Raw genomic sequence first — 17941 nt, 5'->3', positions numbered from 1 at the left:
CCTTTTGCTGTCCGAATCCCAGCTTCAATTGGACACCGTTTTTCATCATAGAATAACTTTGCCTAAGCAGGAAACACCTTGAATGATTTGAAATTCATGAACTATTTTGGTTAATTTGCACCACTCACAATATTGAACCAATTAAATTCGATTGATTTTCCCGCCACGCAAAAAAACCGGTTCGAAGCAATTACTCCGTCCCGGTTTTTTGTTCGAGTTGCTGGACTTGGAAAAGACGGTAGTAGCCGCCTTGCTTTTCCATCAATTCCTCATGCGTGCCGATTTCGACAATCCGGCCATGTTCGATGAGGACGATTTTATCGGAATGGGTAATCGTAGACAGGCGGTGGGCGACGATGAACGTTGTTCGGTCCTTCGCGAGCATTTCAAGCGCTTCCTGAATCTGATGCTCACTTTCAAGGTCGAGTGCCGACGTTGCTTCATCTAGTATTAGGATTGGCGGATTTTTCAGGAAGACGCGGGCAATCGCCACCCGCTGCTTCTGGCCGCCGGAAAGCTTGACCCCGCGCTCGCCGACCTTCGTTTCATATCCTTCCGGCAAATTCGCGATAAATTCCGTCGCGTTGGCTGCCTGAGCCGCCGCTTCGACTTCCTCGTCACTCGCACCCGGCTTCCCAAGAAGGATATTCGACCGGACCGAGTCGCTGAAAAGGATATTGTCCTGAAATACGACCCCGATCTTATCACGGAGGGTCTGAACCTTGAATTTCCGGATATCCGTTCCATCGAGCAAAATTCGGCCTTCCGTTACGTCATAAAACCTTGGAATCAGGCTGACGAGCGAGGATTTCCCTCCTCCACTCATCCCGACGAGGGCAATCGTTTCGCCTTTGTTCGCTTCAAGGTTGATATTCTTAAGGACCATCTCTTCGCTCTCGCCATATGAAAAGCTGACGTTTTCAAAAGAAATATGCCCTTTCACGGATGTGCAGTCAATGGCCCCGGGTTCATCGACGATATCGTATTTTTCATCGGCGAATTCAAACACTCGGTCCATGGAAGCGAATGACTGGGTAATCGTCGTCGATGAGTTGACGAGCCTCCTGAGCGGATTGTAAAGCCTGTCAATATAGGCGATAAAGGCAATCATCGTCCCGACAGTCAGCTGGCCCTCAATTACGAGATAGCCTGAGTAACCGATAACGAGAAGCGGGGCGATGTCCGTAATCGTATTGACCACCGCGAATGCTTTGGCGTTCCAGCTCGTATGTTCAAGCGCTCTTTTCAAAAAATTCTTGTTTGTCCTATCAAATTGCTTCTGCTCATGTTCTTCGATTGCGAAACTTTTAATCACGGCCATTCCCTGGACACGTTCATGCAGGTAGCTTTGGACTTCCGCAAGTGCCTGTGAGCGGTTCCGGGTAAGGCTCCTTAAATTCCCGAAGAAAAACTTTACCGAAATGGCATAAAGCGGGAACAGGATAAGCGACACGATTGTCAGCTTCACATTCATCGTAAACATAACGGCAATAGCAATCAGGATGGTCGCGACATCAAGCCACAGGTTCATTAGACCTGAAATGACGAATGCCTTCGTCTGCTCGACATCATTGATAACCCGGGAAATAACTTCGCCGGCTTTTGTATTGGAGTAATATTTGAAGCTCAGTTTTTGCATGTGGGTATACAGTTTATCCCTAATATCGTACAGGATTTTGCTGGAGGTCCATTGGGCGAAATACTGCCGGTAATACTCGACAGGCGGCCGCAAAACAACAAAAATGACAAGCATGATTCCCATGATCCAAAATAGCTTGTCCAGCTTTTCGGCTTTTGGCATGGTACCGCCAACGATATCATCGACGACGTATTTTATAAGCATCGGGATAATAAGCGGAATGGCAAACTTGATAATTCCGATAAGGATGGTCCCGATGATTTGCCATTTATATGGTTTAACATAATGAAGGTATCTCCTGATGCTGCCCAAACTGTTTCCTCCCCCTTTTTGAACAAAATGCGTAAGCGCCTTGGGCAGCCCCGACCAGCATAAGATGGGTCCCGCAGGACGGGCCTGCCCTCCGGAGGGAACCGGCTTATGACCTCGAGGGGCTAGGCGCTGGAGCTGGATTACAATAACTTATTTCGAGTTATACCACAAGGATTACTTTTATGATAATCTAGACGGCAAACAAAAACCTGTTGATGTAATCAACAGGGCTCATGACTGCCTATTTCCTCAATGAGAGATAGCGTTCATACCATGTATCAATGAAATCAGGCGCGAACGGCCCTTTGCGCTGGCGGATCCACCTGATCAGCTTCTCAACGTTCCTCTTCAGGATTTGGTCGATGACATCCGGATAATTCATTTCCCGGCGGTGCCGCTCATATTCGTCCTCATCAAGCAAATTGAAAGTCATATCCGGAAACACTTTGATATCAAGGTCATAATCGATATACTTCAATGATTCCCCGTCAAAAATAAACGGCGAACTAATATTACAGTAATAATGGATCCCGTCCTCGCGAATCATCCCAATCACATTGAACCAGCATTCCGAATGGAAATAGCAAATGGCCGGCTCCCGCGTTACCCATGTCCGTCCGTCGGATTCCGTGACAACTGTCCTGTCGTTGCCGCCAATCACAAGGTTTTGAGTTCCCTTCAGAATGGTGGTTTCTTCCCATATGCGATGGATATGCCCATTATGTTTATAGCTGTGTATTTGCATTGGTTCTCCTTCAATGGGTAAACCCATGAATCTCCCCTACTTTCATTTCCCGAACGCTTTGCAACCTATAATAAATCAAAAAAACGACAAAAGGCAACAAAAGGCTATTCCTGTTTTCTCCTATTATAACGGTTAGATAGCTATTTTAAAACAAAAGAGCCATTATCAGAAGCAAAATGGCCCTTAAAAAAATTCAATTTCTTCATTAACCGGTTACCTCTTTCATATCATTATTCCCAAGTTGGTACGACCGAATGACTTCCTCGGTTTGTTCCTCGAATTTTTTTTGAATATCCCTCAGTTCAGCCTTCATCCCTCTGATTTCATTCTGGATGGATTCAAGCTCGGTTTCATTTTGGAGCATTTGCAGCTCGCCCTCTATCTCCTGGCACCGTTCTAGTTCAGCCTGCAAATAAAGGAGTTTCTCCATCGTTTTCATTTGTTCGGAAACCATTTGGCTAAATGTTTTCATTCTACCACCGCCCCGCTTTAGTTGTTCCCTTATGTATTCTTGAAAATCACTTTATCTCCTTTGACTAGTTCTGTTGCATCGCAGGAAGTTTTGTCGAAGGGGAATGGGGTTTATAAAAAAACTCTTTATTATTAGAAGTAGATTATCCATTAAACGCCTAAATAAGTAAAATAATGAAAGGTCTGACCTCCTTTAATGTTTAGTTACTGCAAAATATTTACAGGGAGGATTCTGCTTGCCCCAATTTAATGCTTGATTTGATTGGTCTGCCAGGCTTGCACACCTGCCAAAATGATGCCCTTCTACTGCTGTTCGGGCTCTAAGTCATCCTTTAGAGCCCGAATGACCTACAGCCTGCTGCTGTTCGGGCTCTAAGTCATCCTTTAGGGCCCGAATGAACCACGGCCAACTGCTGTTCAGGCTCTAAGTCATCCTTTAGAGCCCGAATGAACCACGGCCAACTGCTGTTCGGGCTCTTAGTCAATTTTCCCGAATGAACGGCTGTCCACTGCTGTGAAAAACCAAATTAAAAAGGAAAAGGCACCCCGTTAAGGGCGCCTTATCGTACATTCAATTAGCTGTTTTGGTTTTTACGGCTTTCAGCTTGCTGGTTTTGGCGTCTTACTTCCTGAGCGTTCGTTTCGCTCGCGAATTCAGTGCCAAATTGTCCTTGTTGGCCTTGTTGGCCTTGTGCAGCTTGCTGGTTTTGGCGCCTTACTTCTTGAGCGTTTGTTTCGCTCGCGAATTCAGTGCCGAATTGGCCTTGGCCAGCTTGAGCATTTTGCTGCCTTACTTCCTGGATGTTTGTTCCAGAAGAAGTCCTGCCAGCTTGTTGGTTGAATTTTGCCATTGTAATCACCTCCACGGTTATTAATTTGTCCATGAAGGTGAGGGTCTATCCTAAATATTTCGCAGGTAAAATTTTTAAAACATTTTTCCAATTAGGGCACATGCTTTTTGTTAAACGAGCAATGAGATCCCACCATCGACGATGATGGTCTGTCCGCAAATCATTTTCGATTGTTCGGAGACTAGGAACATGATGGTATCGACGAGGTCATCAATTTCAACCATCCTGCCCGCTGGCGTTTTTTTCCTTGCTTCCTCTAAAAGCTCCTCCCTGTTCGGGAAATGCTTTAGTGCTTCTGTATCGACCGCTCCTCCGGAAACGGCATTTACGACAATGTTTTTCGGTGCGAGTTCAACCGCCAAATAGCGGGTAAGCGCCTCAAGGGCGGCTTTCGATACCCCAACTGTTGTGTAATTTTCCAAGTAGCGGATCGATCCAATGGAGCTGATGCTGACGATTTTTCCGCCTTCATTCTTCTCCATCAGCCTTGCAGCTTCCTGCGCGCAAAACAGGAGCGCCTTGCTATTGATATTCATTGTCCAGTCCCAGTGTGACTCTTCAAGCTCCATAACAGGACGGAGCACACCCGACGCGGCATTATTGACGAATACATCAAGCCGGCCGAATTCTTCTTCAACCGTGGCAAACATCGTACGAATTTTTTCAACATCCCCGACATTGGCCCGAATGATGACTGCTTTCCGGCCAAGAGCCTCAATTTCGGCGGCCGTTTCAAGCGCGGCGCTTTTGCTACGCGCATAATTAATCGCAATATCGTATCCTTCTTTCGCAAGCCGGATTGCGGCAGCCTTGCCGATTCCCCTGCTGCTTCCTGTAACAAGTGCAACTTTTTGTGACATTGACGTAATTCCTTTCCTGCTCGATTTGTTTTTATTTTAGCGTTTCCGGGTATAGAAGACAATTGAATCCAAACACTAACCATGACTGATCCTTTGGAAAGGAGAATTGCCATGTATGTCGGACGGGACATGACCGAACTGACAATGAAACCGAAAAGTGAATGGGAAAACAGCGAACTCGCGTTTTTCCACCATTCCCTTCAGCAGGTAGTTCCTTATCTAAATGAAGAAGGCGTGGCCATCCACCGGGAAATCGTTGAAGAAATCGAACGGCGCGGCGGCCTGAACCGGGGCGAAGCCGATTATACCCATGGAACAAAAGTGAACTATGATTAATTGCTAGAATCCATTCGGCCGGTTTTCCGGCTGTTTTTTTATTTCATCTACCCCTCACTGCGTGCCGCATAAAGCGCGAGCATTTTTTGATGCGGTACTGGAAACGCGAAATCAGACAGCCCTGCCAAAGGGACGAGGCGCAGATTTTCATTTTCAGCGACTGGGCCCTCCAGCCGCGCCACATAGACTGTGACGTCCCAGACAAGATGGGAAAATACATGCTGGACCTGGCCAATGGCCTCGCCAGTCATTATTTTCACATCAAGGGCATCCTTGTAAAAACGCTCCAATTCCTCGGGGGCATTTCCAATCGGAGGGTGAACCTCAACTGATGGAAGCTCCCACAAATTAGCCAGAAGCCCTTCCGCCGGGCGCTTCCTGATCAGGATTCTCCCGTTTCCGTCCACAGCAACGGCGGCTGCAAGGCGTACTTGTTTCGGCTTTTTCTTTTTCGCCTTGATGGGAAGGGCATTTTGTTCACCTTCATGAAAAGCCTGGCAATGCTCCCGGACCGGGCATAACAAGCATGACGGCGAGGTTGGGGTGCAAATGAGGGCGCCAAGCTCCATCAGCGCCTGGTTGAAGTCGGATGGCGCCTCGTGGGAAATCAACTTTCTGACCGCTTCCTCAAAAATCTTCCGCGCGGACGGCTTTGCGATATCTTCACGGATGAGCAAAATCCGCGACAAGACCCTCATGACGTTCCCATCGACAGCTGGCTCGGGAATGCCGTATGCAATACTTAAAATTGCCCCCGCTGTATACGGGCCGACCCCTTTCAGAGTGGCGATCTCCTTAGGGGAATCAGGGACAACGCCATTGTATTTTTCCTTCACTTCGCGGACCGCCGCCTGGAGATTCCTTGCCCTCGAGTAATATCCTAGGCCCTCCCACGCCTTTAAAACTTTATCCTCTTCTGCATCGGCCAAGGCTTCAATCGACGGAAATTGCTCCATGAACCTTCGGAAATAAGGGATGACAGTGTCGACCCGCGTCTGCTGAAGCATAATTTCCGATACCCACACTTTGTAAGGATCCTTGTCTTCCCGCCATGGAAGGTTCCGTTGCTCCGAGCGGAACCAGGAAATAAGGTCTGATTGAAATTGCTTTATATCTATCTTTTCAATATTTTCCAAATGATTCATCTTGAGATTTATCCTCCCCTATGTTAAAAAACAGAGTAAAGTGGGAATATAATAGTATTATTTCAACAAGGGCAAACTTGCCGCCATATACTAACGTAAAATACGAATTAGCCATTGGCAAGAAATTTTAAAAGGGAAATCGTTCCCGAAAAAGGAGGAACCGGCACCTTGGATACTGGCACACATGTCGTAATGGGGCTTGCCCTGGGAGGCTTGGCCACTCTTGACCCGGCCGTTGCACCACATACAGCAACAGCCAGCAGTGTTATGATCGGGACAATTATCGGATCGCAAATCCCGGATATAGATACGGTTTTAAAGCTTAGAAGCAACGCGGTATATATACGGAACCACCGGGGAATCACCCATTCAGTTCCGGCAGTATTCCTGTGGCCGCTTTTAATTACAGGCATCATCTTTTTCTTTACCCCGGATGTGAATCTATTCCATCTGTGGTTATGGACGCAAATCGCGGTATTCCTGCACGTATTTGTCGATATTTTCAACGCCTACGGAACCCAGGCACTAAGGCCGTTTTCATGCAAATGGGTGGCACTAGGCGTTATTAATACGTTCGACCCATTCATATTTGGCGTCCATGTCGCCGGCCTTGTCGTCTGGATCATGGGCGCGGATCCCGGATATACATTCCTCGTCGTGTACGGAATCCTCATTGTGTATTATTTGCTGAGGTTTTCCGTTAAACGTGAGGTAGTGAACGCCGTCAAACAGATGGTGCCGGACGCGACCCAGATTGTCGTCGCCCCAACAATGAAATTCAACCACTGGAAGGTAGCTGTCATGAACGAAAACGAATTTTTCGTCGGGAGAGCCCAGGGAGCAAACGTACGAATCCTCGATAAATTCAAGCGCGTTCCCGTGCCGGACACGCCTGTTATCAATGCGGCGAAAAAAGACACGAACATTTCCGCATTCCTATCCTTCTCCCCCGTCTACAGATGGGAGGTAAAGGAATTCGACGATTACTACGAGGTCAGGTTCATCGACCTCCGCTACCGAAGCAACGGCCACTACCCATTCGTCGCCGTCGCCCACCTCGATCCCGACCTGAATGTACTCAATTCCTATACAGGCTGGATTTTCAGCGAGGAGAAATTGCGAAAGAAACTGGCCATCCTGCCAGGATAAAAAAACAAAACATAACGGCAGCCATCAGCGGGCTGCCGTTTTTCTTTATCAATGCAATTTATTTTTATCCTGTTTCAAATAATGCGCGTATTTCGGATTCTGCGCGGCAAATTCATGGAGGCTCTCACCATAATTCTCAATCCACTGGCGGACCACTTTTTCAGTCATTTCACTGCCCTGATACTCCCTGCCCGCCTTCGCATAGGTCGTTTCGAAATCCTCCCACAGAAGCTCAACCCAGGTCCGCGCCTGCCCATAGGACAAATAATCATTTTTATCGAGCAAAACCTTCGTCAGCCTTTCATGATAGTCGTTCATCTTGTCACCCCCTGGTAGAAAATCAGCTACATATTGATAAAAAATGAACAAATACTATTCATACGCAGAACATTTCCGCTCTGCGGCAAAAAATGTGACGGATGGAGGCAGGAGCAATGAGAAACAAGGCAAAGGGCTTCCCGTACGGAAATGACAACAAGTTCGAAGGAGAACCGCGCGCAAAAGCAGAATATGCTTCAACGAGGGCGGATGGCACAATCAATACCCATCCTCAGGAACGAATGAAAGCCTCTTCGCAAAGAGACCCGGACGAAATTAAATCATATTAACTTTCTGTCCCCACCCGGCCGAAACCAGGCATCACCAAGCGGTGCCTGGCTTCAGCCCTTCTGGATCAACATTGAAATTGGCAATGCCTCTTCCTGTCCTGTACCGCCAAGCCGGTACCCCCAAGCAAAAACCCCATTCAGGTAATCAATTTTAAAATAAGAACCAGGGTCGCCTTCTATTTCGTACATTTCCCCAGGCTTAAAGATTTTCGGGTCAAGCAAATATGCTTTTGCCATCATAGCCTTCCGCTCAAGGACGGCAAATTCATTCACCATCCCCATCTGTTCAGCCTTCCTCGCCTTTTCATTGAGAGCGGCAATCTCACTCCTCAATTCGTACTCGGTCATGGCACTGTACCGTTTTTCCCGTTCCATCCATAAAGCCACCTTCATTGTTATTATAGCTTCAGTATAGTAAATTATAGGGAGTTTTAAAAGGATAGTGCTTATTGGGAATAGGAGGAATACACCATGAATTCGTTTATTGTAACAGGCGCGGGTTCGGGGCTCGGCCGTGAAATCGCCCTGCTATTGGCGAAAGAAGGATGGCATGTTTTGCTCGCAGGAAGAACGCTGGACAAGCTCCTCCGCATGAAAGAAGAAATCGAGGCTTCCGGCGGATCCGCAACTGCCCTCGAACTTGATGTAGCCGAGCCGGAAAGCCTGCCGGAAAAGCTCGCCACTGCACTCGAAGGCAAAACCGTCCGCGGCCTCGTCAACAACGCCGGAATCGGGCATTTCGGGCCTTTTGGAAAAATGGACAACGCACAAATTTCCGAACTATTCAATGCGAACGCACTCGGGACCATCTTTATGACAAAAGCGGTCCTCCCCTATCTTGAACAGGCGGGCTCCGGCCAGGTCGTAAACATCATTTCAACCGCCGGCCTGCGCGGCAAAGTGAATGAAGCTGTATATGCAGCTAGCAAATTTGCGGTCCGCGGCTTTACCGAAAGCCTTCAAAAAGAATATGAAGGAAGCAGAATAACCTTTAGCGCCGTTTATATGGGCGGGATGGATACGCCTTTTTGGGAAGGGAGCACACATGTGGCCGACCCTTCAAACCTCATGCCGCCGCTTGATGTTGCCCGGAAAATAGTTGAAGGCTTGGGTGAGAAGGAAATCATCATCGAACGGAAAAAATAGCACGCGGGACATTAATCTTCACCGCGTGCTTCAAGATAGCGTTCAATCAGCTCGATCGGAAACCCTTTGCGAAATAGGGTTTCTTTCATTTTTCGCTCATAGGCGTAGCCCGTCAGCTTGGCGTGCTTCCGGTGGGCCTTTTCGCCCTGCAGGCGGATTGCTTCAAGTTCATCCCTTTCTTCCCTGCCAAAATCGGCTTCATTCAATGCGAATTGGATAGCATCGGTCTGGTACCCCTTCCGGCGAAGCATCGCATCAAGCTTTTGTTTGAGTACCCGCTCTGACTCTGAGGAGTACTTGCGCGCATATTTTTCGGCAAGCGCCTTTGCTTTTTCAAATTGGTCCTCGGGAGTGTATTGCTTTAGCGCTTCCTCAATCAGCGGGTCGGCGATGCCTCTTTCCTTCAGTTCCATCCTGACAACGTAAGCCCCTTTATCGGTTGTGCTGATTTGCGTCCTTACATATGCGTCGGCATATTCGGCGTCATTCAGGTACCCTTGTTCAAGCAGCCTATGAATGACTTCATTGATGGCCGCTTCTTCCAGCTTCTTCTCCTTAAGGTGCTGGCGGACTTCTTTTTCCGACCTCATTTTATGGGACAGGTAGTTGATGGCATTGTTGTACGCTTTGCGGATTTCATCATGGTAGCCGACTTCCGCAAGCGCAAACCCATCGAGCTCCATACCCTTTTTCAATTTAAACTTAATAACTACGGCTTCATCGGCACTGAAAGCGAATTCTTCCCCTTTGCCGAAATCCATATAAATATTGTATCTTCCTGTATCACGCTTCTGAGTGGTGATTTTCGTAATGGTTGCCATTTTCCTCACCTCTTCTCCACTTTACCATACTCTAAGAGTGCCTTTCATATGGGAAGAAGCTAGAATGGAGGTAACAGATTTTTCAGAAGGGAGGATTTGGTATGAAGATCGCAATTGCTGGGGGCAGCGGCTTTTTGGGCAGCGCCCTTGCAGAAGCTTTGCTCGAGAAGGGACATGAGGTGTTTATTTTAACGAGAAAGAAAAAAGAAAGCGGCAGGGCTGGGCTTTCATATGTACAATGGCTTTCTGAGGGAAGCCGCCCGGAGCATGAACTAGCAGGAGTGGATGCCCTTGTTAACCTCGCCGGCGAATCGCTGAACAGCGGACGCTGGACGCCGGAGAGGAAAAAACGGCTGTTGACGAGCAGGCTTTCTGCGGCCAACGAAGCCGTCCGGATCATGGCCGCGATGGCAGAAAAGCCGAAAGTCCATATTGCCGCAAGCGCGGTTGGATTTTACGGCACTTCGGAAAGTAAAACGTTTGTTGAAGGCAGCCCTCCCGGGAACGATTTTCTTGCGGATGTGGTCAAACGCTGGGAAGATGCGAGCATGCAAGCCATGGATTTTGGCATCCGGACCGTACTGTGCAGGTTCGGAATCATCCTTGATAGCAAAGAAGGCGCGTTGCCAAGGATTGCTCTCCCCTACAAATTGTTCGGCGGCGGCACGGTCGGCTCGGGGCGGCAGTGGGTGTCGTGGATCCACCTCGATGATGCCGTCTCCGGAATTCTTTTTGCCATTGAAAATGAAGGCGTTAAAGGCCCGGTGAATTTCACGGCGCCCGAACCTGTTCCAATGAAGGATTTTGGAAAGACGGTTGGGAAAGTGCTCGGGCGCCCGCACTGGCTGCCTGTTCCAGGTTTCGCGCTGAAGCTTTTGCTTGGTGAAATGAGCTCGCTCGTACTCGAAGGACAAAGGGTCATGCCGAAAAAATTGCTCGATGCCGGTTACAACTTCCGCTTTCCGGAACTCGGATCGGCACTTAAAAATATATACAAAAGTTGAATCATTCCCCCTCGTTAAGGAAAGGATTGGAATAGCAGCATACTTTTCTTGAAGGAAGGGATCACATATGGAAAAACCCAAAAAGGATAAGGCGAGGGTTACGCTGACGGCCACGCAGGAAGTCCTTTATCAGCGGGAATTTAAAGCGGCTGACAGAGCGGCGGGGTTTGAAGGGCCGAAACGGAGGAAACGGTAAGGCAAGGATAACGGTTTTTTCTTGTAATTTTAACATGATGAGGCTTTCTGAAAAATTTCCCACTTATGGCTGGGGCTGCGTCGGAAACGATAATACTGCGGGTTACTCCGCAATTTTATTTCCGAAAGGGGTTTTTCGTGATGGCCCGTTCACGCGGACACAGGAATCGTGACAAAAACACAGCTTCCCTGCCACAAACTCCAAAGAACCTGAAAATTACCGATGGGCGCGACGTCGAATTTGACCGCGACCTTGCCGACCACGACGACCTCGAGGCAATGGCCAGGTCAAAAGCCGCCGACCAAAGGGCGAAAAGCAGGCGGAAATAATCATTAGGAAAACGAGCATTCGCCTGGAAGAGTTAAGGCGAATGCTCGTTTTTTAATTATTCCATTTCACCAAAACAGCCGAAAAAAGAAGCAGGGCGACCCTGCTCCTTTTTAAGTTACGCTTTATTTGCAACAGCCTTTTTATTGATTGCCGCTTTTAGATAAGGCACCGCGAATCGGTCAACGCCCCAGTAGGTTGCGCCGCTGCCAGCGAACAGGAGGACGAATGTTACTGTGTAAAGAATTGGGTTAGTGCTTGTCGTACCTGCAAGCAAGAAATTCAAGTTCATGAAGGCACCCGCAATTAAAGCAGGGATTGTTGCTGCTCCGAGAATCAGTCCCAGGCCAACAAGTGTTTCACCCAAAGGAATTAGGACGTTAAAGAGGTCGACATTCGGAACTGCTACGCTTTGAAGGAAATCAGCATACCAGCCTTGGACGGCCGGGTGGTCTCCGCCTGCCTTTGCAATGGCGCCTTTAAGGAATCCGCCAGCATCGAATCCACCTGTAATCTTGTGCCAGCCTGCTTCGAGCCATTGAATGCCTAGCCAAATCCTGACGATTGTCCATACTGTTGCAGCCTGAGGTGTCTGATACCACTTTTTCATTTTAACCAACTCCTATTTTTGTTTTGTTGTAACTTGTGAAATTATTCACATACTTAATGAAAAAAATTTATTTGGATAAGTTCTTTTATTTAGGATTTAAGTTTGTGAATGTTTTCACTTATTGTCTACATCCTTACTTTACTCCCCCGATTAAGAACTATCAATATGTATTTCACTATATTTATAGTATAAAATGTGAACAAATGTGGATATCGGGGATATTGTGGATAATATTTATGAATATAACAAAATAAAAGGTGTGTAGAAACCAACCTTTGTGCATAACTTTTGGGGGTATTTCTGTGGATAAAGTGGATAAGTCTGTGGATGATTGTTAAAATAACGATTTTATTGTGGATATCTTACTGAATAACTGAATGTTTCGCTAAAATGGGTTTAAATGGGGATGAGTACGGGAATGTGATACTTTCTCTCTACATTCCCTGTTCTGTTCACCTTAAACTGGGATGGGTCACTTTTACTGCGAAGGGAGATGGCTTGTTTGGTACTAAAATTGCTTAACGATTTAATTTCCATAGACAGCAGCTCGGTTGACGGTGCAAATGAAGCAGTACGATTTTGTGGCGACTGGCTGCGCGAAAACGGGCTTCCGGTTTCTTTTTTTGAAAACAATGGCTACAGGATGCTTGTTTCCGAGATTGGAAGTGGTGATTTTACCCTTGTCCTGAATGGCCATGTCGATGTGGTTGCCGCCAAGGCGGCCCAATTCATCCCTTATGAGCGGGACGGAAAGATTTTCGGAAGGGGCTCGGCTGATATGAAGGCCGGAGTCGCAGCGATGATGTCCGCTCTTGCCCGTTTAAATGGCAGGGAGCTCAGAATTAAGGTCCAGTTGCAGATTGTTTCAGACGAAGAAATTGGCGGATTCAATTGCACTGGCTACCTAGTTGAAAACGGCTATCGAGGTGATTTCGCCATTTGCGGCGAGCCGACGGGGCTTGGTATCGCCAACCAGGCGAAGGGCGTTTTACGCACGGATATACTTGCAACCGGAAAGCCGGCACATGGAAGCCGCCCATGGGAAGGGGTTAATGCGATAGAAAAGGCTTACGGTGTTTATCGTGAAATTCTCAACCTTCCTTTTGCTTGCGAAAGCAGCGATTATTATGAAAAACCATCGATCAATTTGGCAAAAATAAATGCAGGCGGCGCCTATAACGTTGTGCCAGATCAATGCATGATGGGGTTCGATATCCGCTATCTCCCTGGCCAGGACAAGGATGAAATTCTCCGCCAAATTAGCGGGATTGACGATGTCCAGCTTATTCCAGGGATGTTTTCGAAACCGATTGATACAGACCGAAACCATCCTTTCCTGCAATTGCTGGGCGATGTTGTTCAACGTTATACTGCTCTGCCTGCCCATTACTTCGGCCAGCATGGCAGTGCGGATACTGTCTTCTTTGCTAAATACGGAATACCGGCCATCGAATTCGGCCCCGCTGGCGGGGATTGGCACGGTGATGAGGAATACGTGGAAATTGAATCTGTGCTGGCTTTTCGGAACATCCTTGTCGAACTGGCTTTATCTGATAGATTGGTGGCGTTTAAGAGGCGGACTGAGGAAGAACATGGTTAAAATGAAACCTATGTTTATTGTTATGTTTGGCATTAATGCCGGATTGGGCAATAATAATGCTGAATCAGGACTTATTAATGCCAAACGAATCATTATTAATGCCAAATGACGCATCATTAATGCCAAAAAAGAGATTAATTCTGCCTAACAGGGATTAGCAGCCAATCCGCTGGCCTTTATGTTAACTGAATCCAGTTAATTCAAATTCCACGTACGCACAAAACAAAAAACGCGCCGCCCATCAACGAAAGAGGGCGGCGCGGTTCGTTTATGCCTACAATGGCAGTAAGGCAATCGTTTCTTTTGACCGGAGTGATTCAATCATATCCAGCCATTCCTTTGGCTTGTTTGACAAGACGGAGTAATAGGTTGTCAGGAAATCAACGACGAGTGAGGCTTCGATCGTATCCTGGCCCTCATCTCCCGGCATGAAGCCCAGGTCCAATCCGGAAACGGCTTCCCCATTGTTCTCCCATGATGGATGGACGTACTCAAGGTCAAGGCGCTTGTAGCCGAGATGGGAAAGCACTTCGCGGCGTACGTAGGGGTCCATTACTTTGACACCGCCAAACTCGTAATCTGCTACACGGTAAGGGTCATAGATTTCAGCAAACATGCCGTACAGCTGCTCCTTGCCGTTTTTGCCGGCAAGCTCCTTCAGGTCCTTCATCCGGTTAACAGCGAGGAAACGGCCGATGCCTTTTCCAGGCTGGCCGATTATCGTGAAATCGGTCATGGCGATGTTCCAATTTTCATAATAGCGGTATTCGGTCGCGCCGACCACATCGTCTCCATCCACAGCGACAAACACACGGATGCCCGGGTCTTCGAGCGGTTCCTTCCATAAATCATATTCAAGCACTTCCTCCGGAGGGAAAATTTCGCCCATTAGATTGTGCAGTTTTCTAAAATTCGGGTCTTCAATGCTTGTTATGCGCTTATATTCCATTTCCAGGCACTCCTTCGTTCTTAAACGGGTTTTTCCATTCCATAATAACGGCATGGTTCTTTGATTCTTCATCGTCAAGGTAATTTTCCGCGACAGCAACCGGCACCCGGCCGCATCGGAGCAGGAAGGTTATGACCGGGTCCTTCAGTTCGCCCGCCATTACCTTTTCAAGATATTGCTGAGGGGCCATCGACGAAGCAACCTTGTGGTAGCCCGGCATCCTGCTTCCGCCAACCAGCCTGTCGATTCCTTGTTCTATGACAACATGGTACATTGCCTGCATCATCAATTTTCCAAGCCCGAGCTTCCGGTACTTCGGCCTGACACTGATGTCGACAATATATAGCGAGTTCCCGTCTGGCAAGTGGTTACGGATATAGCCATTATCCGTTATTTCTTCCCAAGTGTGGTCAGGCTGCGCCGGATCAAAGTTGACGCGGAGCCCGGTAAGCGATCCGGCCAGGTTCCCATCAACCGACACGCAGAGCGCTCCTTCAGGAAAAAGTTCTACGTGGTTAGCGAGCTGCTCCTTGTTCCACCATAGGTCTGAAGGGAATGGCGGCGGGAAACATTCGGACTGGATTTCAATAAGCCCGTCAAAATCATCTTGCGTATAATTCCTTATGCAAACGGAATACGGCTTCCCTTGCTCGTATACAAAAAACTCGCTTTTGTACATGCTCCTCATCCTTCCGATTCATTTTTTTCCCAATCCACGTACAAATCGGTCCTCCGGTCACGCCATGTTGTTACAGATCCGCGTTCGCGGACCTCATATAATAGTTCAAGATCCAAGTCGGCCGTCACAATCATATCGTCATTGATTTCACCTTCAACCATTAGCCCTTTAGGAGGGAATGGAATGTCGTTTGGCGTAATGACGGCAGCCTGGCCAAAATTCAGGCGCATGAAATCGACTGTCGGAAGTGCGCCGACTGTCCCCGTCAAGACAACGTACACCTGGTTTTCAATTGCCCTTGCGTGGCTTGTGTAACGGACGCGATGGAAGCCGTGGCGATCATCGGTGCACGATGGGCAGAAAATCACATCGGCTCCTTTTGCCTTGGCCATTCGGACGATTTCAGGGAATTCGATATCATAGCAGGTAAGAATCGCAATCTTGCCTTTTTCCGTGTCAAAAATACGGAAGCTGTCGCCCTTCTCCATATTCCATTCGTGAACCTCGGTTGGGGTGATGTGCAGTTTGGCCTGCTCCTCTATTCTTCCATCCGGGTAAAATAAATGGGCTGTATTATAGAGCTTGCCTCCCCTTTCAATGACATGGGTGCCGCCAATAATGTGCATCCCTGTTTGTTTCGCGAATGAAGCAAACAGCTCTCGGTATTGTTCAGTGAAACCCGGCAGGTCGTTGATTGTCAGCGCCTTACCCGTACCGTCGCCGATTGAAAGCAGCTGGGTGGTGAAAAATTCCGGAAAAAGAACAAACTCCGACCCAAACTCCTCAGCCGTTTTTATGTAATGCTCGCACTGAGCCGCAAACTCCTCAAAAGACGAAATCGTATGAAGATGATACTGAACCGCAGAAACCCTTAACTTCATAGGACCACTTCCCCCTATCCAAAAATTGATTTCCTATATTATCCCTTATTACGAGCAAAACCGATACCGTTTTGCTCCAAAAAGAACCAAAAGGGTGCCAGGCACCATAGTGGGACAAAAAATGTCCCACAGCGGTGCCTGGCACCCACAAGTCTGTATACTAGGCGAGAAGGGTTTTGGCAAGCTGGATTTGTTTTTGGACTTGGTCCGGTGCGGTTCCTCCGTAGCTGTTGCGCGCTCCGGCGACGTGTTCTGGTGTGAGGATTTTGTAGATGTCACCCTGGAAGTGTTCGCTGAAGGACCTGTATTCGTCCATAGTCAGTTCAAGCAGGTATTTGTTGTTTTGGATGCAGTAAAGGACGATTTTGCCGATCACCTCGTGCGCTTCGCGGAACGGCATTCCTTTTGCTGCGAGATAATCCGCAATATCAGTCGCATTCGAGAAGTCCTCGTTCAGTGCCTGGCGCATGACTTCGCCGTTCACCTTCATCGTTTCGATCATTGGTGCGAGCAGCTTTAACGAGCCTTCGAGCGTTTCAACCGTATCAAACATGCCTTCCTTGTCTTCCTGCAGGTCCTTGTTATACGCAAGCGGCAAGCCTTTCAAGACGGTCAAGAGGCCGATAAGGTTCCCGTATACCCTGCCTGTTTTTCCGCGTAAAAGCTCCGGGACATCCGGATTCTTCTTTTGCGGCATGATGCTTGAGCCAGTGCAGAAAGAGTCATCGAGTTCAATAAATCGGAATTCCTGGCTCGACCAGATAATCAGCTCTTCGGAAAGCCTGGATATATGGGTAATAATAATTGATCCAATCGATAGAAACTCAAGAATGAAATCCCTSTCGCTTACCGCATCCATGCTGTTCGGGTAAATTGTTTCAAAATCAAGCAGTCCGGCCGTCAGTTCCCTGTCGATTGGGAAGGTTGTCCCGGCCAGGGCCCCTGCGCCAAGCGGCATCCAGTTCACACGTTTCAGGCTGTCCTTGAGCCTTTCCTTGTCCCGCTCAAACATCCAGAAGTACGCCATTAAATGATGCGCGAACGAAACTGGCTGGGCGCGCTGGAGATGGGTATAGCCGGGAATCAGCGTATCGATATGCTGATTCGCCTTTTCAACAATCGCTTCCTGGACATTTTCAACCAGGCCAATCAGTTCATTGGTCTTAGTCCTGAGATACAGATGCATATCGGTTGCCACCTGGTCGTTCCTGCTTCTGCCCGTATGCAGCTTCCCGCCAACCGGGCCGATTAGTTCAATAAGCTTTTTTTCAATATTCATATGGATATCTTCATCTTCTATTAAAAACTCAATCTCGTTTTTTTCGGCCATCTCACTGATTTTCTGGAGCCCGCCAATGATTTTCTCGACGTCCTCCATTGGGATGATTCCGCACTCGCCCAGCATTTTTGCGTGGGCCAGGCTTCCTTCGATGTCTTCCTTGACCAGCTTTTTATCAAAAGAAATTGAAGCGGTAAACTCTTCAACCAATTTATTTGTTTCTTTTGTAAAGCGGCCGCCCCATAATTTTGACATAAGCCTGCCTCCTGATGATTCATGCAGGCTTCCCCATTTTTCAGAGGAAGCCGCATGTTAGTTTGGATTGTTGTTTAT

At 47.9% G+C, this 17941-nt stretch carries 22 protein-coding genes; 8 read left to right on the top strand and 14 right to left on the bottom strand.

All coding sequences use genetic code 11. The features are described 5' to 3' along the window. Positions 1–190: 190 nt before the first annotated feature. From ADU24_RS03235 to fabL, 5 genes are all read right to left on the bottom strand, one after another. A complete protein-coding gene (locus ADU24_RS03235) occupies positions 191–1951 on the bottom strand; it encodes an ABC transporter ATP-binding protein (protein WP_053365281.1) in 1761 nt (586 codons plus the stop codon). A 241-nt stretch (positions 1952–2192) separates the two neighbouring features. Then, positions 2193–2723: a nucleoside tri-diphosphate phosphatase gene (ntdP, locus tag ADU24_RS03230; RefSeq protein ID WP_053365280.1), complete on the bottom strand. Its 531-nt coding sequence runs from the start codon at positions 2721–2723 to the stop codon at positions 2193–2195. A 178-nt stretch (positions 2724–2901) separates the two neighbouring features. Then, the gene (locus ADU24_RS03225; protein ID WP_053365279.1) at positions 2902–3168 is read right to left on the bottom strand and encodes a YgaB family protein; all 267 of its coding nucleotides are present in this window, start codon (positions 3166–3168) and stop codon (positions 2902–2904) included. A gap of 574 nt (positions 3169–3742) precedes the next feature. After that, positions 3743–4018 (bottom strand): gamma-type small acid-soluble spore protein, encoded by a 276-nt coding sequence (locus ADU24_RS03220; RefSeq protein WP_053365278.1) that lies wholly within the window; start codon positions 4016–4018, stop codon positions 3743–3745. A 110-nt stretch (positions 4019–4128) separates the two neighbouring features. Further along, entirely contained in the window at positions 4129–4878 is a 750-nt protein-coding gene (gene fabL / locus ADU24_RS03215; protein WP_053365277.1) for an enoyl-[acyl-carrier-protein] reductase FabL, read from the bottom strand. Positions 4879–4989: 111 nt separating this feature from the next. On the opposite strand from fabL, the gene ADU24_RS03210 reads away from it, so the two are divergent. Further along, a complete protein-coding gene (locus ADU24_RS03210; RefSeq protein WP_053365276.1) occupies positions 4990–5214 on the top strand; it encodes a hypothetical protein in 225 nt (74 codons plus the stop codon). 47 nt (positions 5215–5261) lie between these two features. On the opposite strand, the gene mutY is transcribed toward ADU24_RS03210, so the two are convergent. Continuing rightward, positions 5262–6359, bottom strand: a complete 1098-nt coding sequence (gene mutY, locus ADU24_RS03205; RefSeq protein ID WP_053365275.1) for an A/G-specific adenine glycosylase — start codon at positions 6357–6359, stop codon at positions 5262–5264. A gap of 168 nt (positions 6360–6527) precedes the next feature. Between mutY and ADU24_RS03200 the strand changes: the two genes are divergently transcribed. Next, positions 6528–7508 carry a metal-dependent hydrolase gene (locus tag ADU24_RS03200; RefSeq protein ID WP_053365274.1) on the top strand — a complete coding sequence of 327 codons (981 nt, stop codon included), beginning with the start codon at positions 6528–6530 and terminating at the stop codon, positions 7506–7508. A 48-nt stretch (positions 7509–7556) separates the two neighbouring features. Here the strand turns inward: ADU24_RS03200 and ADU24_RS03195 are convergent, their stop codons facing one another. After that, a complete protein-coding gene (locus ADU24_RS03195; protein WP_053365273.1) occupies positions 7557–7826 on the bottom strand; it encodes a YfhJ family protein in 270 nt (89 codons plus the stop codon). A gap of 116 nt (positions 7827–7942) precedes the next feature. Here ADU24_RS03195 and ADU24_RS03190 point away from each other — a divergent pair, with 116 nt between their 5' ends. After that, positions 7943–8116, top strand: a complete 174-nt coding sequence (locus ADU24_RS03190) for a small, acid-soluble spore protein K (RefSeq protein WP_053365272.1) — start codon at positions 7943–7945, stop codon at positions 8114–8116. Between the two features lie 51 nt (positions 8117–8167). Here ADU24_RS03190 and ADU24_RS03185 read toward each other — a convergent pair whose 3' ends face one another. Then, a complete protein-coding gene (locus ADU24_RS03185; protein ID WP_156324506.1) occupies positions 8168–8491 on the bottom strand; it encodes a YfhH family protein in 324 nt (107 codons plus the stop codon). A gap of 96 nt (positions 8492–8587) precedes the next feature. Here ADU24_RS03185 and ADU24_RS03180 point away from each other — a divergent pair, with 96 nt between their 5' ends. Further along, on the top strand, positions 8588–9262 hold the full coding sequence (locus ADU24_RS03180) for an SDR family NAD(P)-dependent oxidoreductase (RefSeq protein ID WP_053365270.1): 675 nt from the start codon (positions 8588–8590) through the stop codon (positions 9260–9262). A gap of 11 nt (positions 9263–9273) precedes the next feature. Here ADU24_RS03180 and recX read toward each other — a convergent pair whose 3' ends face one another. Beyond that, positions 9274–10083 carry a recombination regulator RecX gene (gene recX, locus ADU24_RS03175; RefSeq protein ID WP_053365269.1) on the bottom strand — a complete coding sequence of 270 codons (810 nt, stop codon included), beginning with the start codon at positions 10081–10083 and terminating at the stop codon, positions 9274–9276. Between the two features lie 101 nt (positions 10084–10184). On the opposite strand from recX, the gene ADU24_RS03170 reads away from it, so the two are divergent. From ADU24_RS03170 to ADU24_RS03165, 3 genes are all read left to right on the top strand, one after another. Further along, the gene (locus ADU24_RS03170) at positions 10185–11087 is read left to right on the top strand and encodes a TIGR01777 family oxidoreductase (RefSeq protein WP_053365268.1); all 903 of its coding nucleotides are present in this window, start codon (positions 10185–10187) and stop codon (positions 11085–11087) included. 67 nt (positions 11088–11154) lie between these two features. Continuing rightward, positions 11155–11283: a YfhE family protein gene (locus tag ADU24_RS22465; protein WP_082306795.1), complete on the top strand. Its 129-nt coding sequence runs from the start codon at positions 11155–11157 to the stop codon at positions 11281–11283. A 140-nt stretch (positions 11284–11423) separates the two neighbouring features. Beyond that, positions 11424–11612 carry a YfhD family protein gene (locus ADU24_RS03165; RefSeq protein ID WP_053365267.1) on the top strand — a complete coding sequence of 63 codons (189 nt, stop codon included), beginning with the start codon at positions 11424–11426 and terminating at the stop codon, positions 11610–11612. Between the two features lie 116 nt (positions 11613–11728). Here ADU24_RS03165 and ADU24_RS03160 read toward each other — a convergent pair whose 3' ends face one another. Beyond that, positions 11729–12220, bottom strand: a complete 492-nt coding sequence (locus ADU24_RS03160; RefSeq protein WP_053365266.1) for a DoxX family membrane protein — start codon at positions 12218–12220, stop codon at positions 11729–11731. A 502-nt stretch (positions 12221–12722) separates the two neighbouring features. Here ADU24_RS03160 and ADU24_RS03155 point away from each other — a divergent pair. Beyond that, positions 12723–13820, top strand: a complete 1098-nt coding sequence (locus ADU24_RS03155; protein WP_053365265.1) for a M20 family metallopeptidase — start codon at positions 12723–12725, stop codon at positions 13818–13820. A 274-nt stretch (positions 13821–14094) separates the two neighbouring features. Here the strand turns inward: ADU24_RS03155 and ADU24_RS03150 are convergent, their stop codons facing one another. From ADU24_RS03150 to argH, 4 genes are all read right to left on the bottom strand, one after another. Further along, complete coding sequence (locus ADU24_RS03150; RefSeq protein ID WP_053365264.1) at positions 14095–14769, bottom strand: hypothetical protein; 675 nt, start codon at positions 14767–14769, stop codon at positions 14095–14097. After that, positions 14759–15448 carry a GNAT family N-acetyltransferase gene (locus ADU24_RS03145; RefSeq protein ID WP_053365263.1) on the bottom strand — a complete coding sequence of 230 codons (690 nt, stop codon included), beginning with the start codon at positions 15446–15448 and terminating at the stop codon, positions 14759–14761. Before ADU24_RS03145 ends, ADU24_RS03150 begins: the two co-directional genes overlap by 11 nt. A gap of 5 nt (positions 15449–15453) precedes the next feature. Further along, positions 15454–16329 carry a carbon-nitrogen hydrolase family protein gene (locus ADU24_RS03140; RefSeq protein WP_053365262.1) on the bottom strand — a complete coding sequence of 292 codons (876 nt, stop codon included), beginning with the start codon at positions 16327–16329 and terminating at the stop codon, positions 15454–15456. A gap of 160 nt (positions 16330–16489) precedes the next feature. Then, complete coding sequence (gene argH, locus ADU24_RS03135; RefSeq protein WP_053365261.1) at positions 16490–17863, bottom strand: argininosuccinate lyase; 1374 nt, start codon at positions 17861–17863, stop codon at positions 16490–16492. Positions 17864–17941: the final 78 nt, after the last annotated feature.

It is taken from the genome of Bacillus sp. FJAT-27245 (assembly GCF_001273955.1).
Classification (GTDB): Bacteria; Bacillota; Bacilli; order Bacillales; family Cytobacillaceae; genus Bacillus_D.
Note: the sequence above shows the minus strand (reverse complement) of the source record. Positions and strands in the feature narration are given on the sequence as shown.

What these genes read in the sequence shown, in the direction of transcription:
- ntdP (WP_053365280.1), bottom strand. Translation starts at nt 2,723, where the DNA reads ATGGGTTTACCCATTGAAGGAGAACCAATGCAAATACACAGCTATAAA.
- ADU24_RS03225 (WP_053365279.1), bottom strand. Translation starts at nt 3,168, where the DNA reads ATGAAAACATTTAGCCAAATGGTTTCCGAACAAATGAAAACGATGGAG.
- ADU24_RS03220 (WP_053365278.1), bottom strand. Translation starts at nt 4,018, where the DNA reads ATGGCAAAATTCAACCAACAAGCTGGCAGGACTTCTTCTGGAACAAAC.
- fabL (WP_053365277.1), bottom strand. Translation starts at nt 4,878, where the DNA reads ATGTCACAAAAAGTTGCACTTGTTACAGGAAGCAGCAGGGGAATCGGC.
- ADU24_RS03210 (WP_053365276.1), top strand. Translation starts at nt 4,990, where the DNA reads ATGTATGTCGGACGGGACATGACCGAACTGACAATGAAACCGAAAAGT.
- mutY (WP_053365275.1), bottom strand. Translation starts at nt 6,359, where the DNA reads ATGAATCATTTGGAAAATATTGAAAAGATAGATATAAAGCAATTTCAA.
- ADU24_RS03195 (WP_053365273.1), bottom strand. Translation starts at nt 7,826, where the DNA reads ATGAACGACTATCATGAAAGGCTGACGAAGGTTTTGCTCGATAAAAAT.
- ADU24_RS03190 (WP_053365272.1), top strand. Translation starts at nt 7,943, where the DNA reads ATGAGAAACAAGGCAAAGGGCTTCCCGTACGGAAATGACAACAAGTTC.
- ADU24_RS03185 (WP_156324506.1), bottom strand. Translation starts at nt 8,491, where the DNA reads ATGGAACGGGAAAAACGGTACAGTGCCATGACCGAGTACGAATTGAGG.
- ADU24_RS03180 (WP_053365270.1), top strand. Translation starts at nt 8,588, where the DNA reads ATGAATTCGTTTATTGTAACAGGCGCGGGTTCGGGGCTCGGCCGTGAA.
- recX (WP_053365269.1), bottom strand. Translation starts at nt 10,083, where the DNA reads ATGGCAACCATTACGAAAATCACCACTCAGAAGCGTGATACAGGAAGA.
- ADU24_RS03170 (WP_053365268.1), top strand. Translation starts at nt 10,185, where the DNA reads ATGAAGATCGCAATTGCTGGGGGCAGCGGCTTTTTGGGCAGCGCCCTT.
- ADU24_RS22465 (WP_082306795.1), top strand. Translation starts at nt 11,155, where the DNA reads ATGGAAAAACCCAAAAAGGATAAGGCGAGGGTTACGCTGACGGCCACG.
- ADU24_RS03165 (WP_053365267.1), top strand. Translation starts at nt 11,424, where the DNA reads ATGGCCCGTTCACGCGGACACAGGAATCGTGACAAAAACACAGCTTCC.
- ADU24_RS03160 (WP_053365266.1), bottom strand. Translation starts at nt 12,220, where the DNA reads ATGAAAAAGTGGTATCAGACACCTCAGGCTGCAACAGTATGGACAATC.
- ADU24_RS03150 (WP_053365264.1), bottom strand. Translation starts at nt 14,769, where the DNA reads ATGGAATATAAGCGCATAACAAGCATTGAAGACCCGAATTTTAGAAAA.
- ADU24_RS03145 (WP_053365263.1), bottom strand. Translation starts at nt 15,448, where the DNA reads ATGTACAAAAGCGAGTTTTTTGTATACGAGCAAGGGAAGCCGTATTCC.
- ADU24_RS03140 (WP_053365262.1), bottom strand. Translation starts at nt 16,329, where the DNA reads ATGAAGTTAAGGGTTTCTGCGGTTCAGTATCATCTTCATACGATTTCG.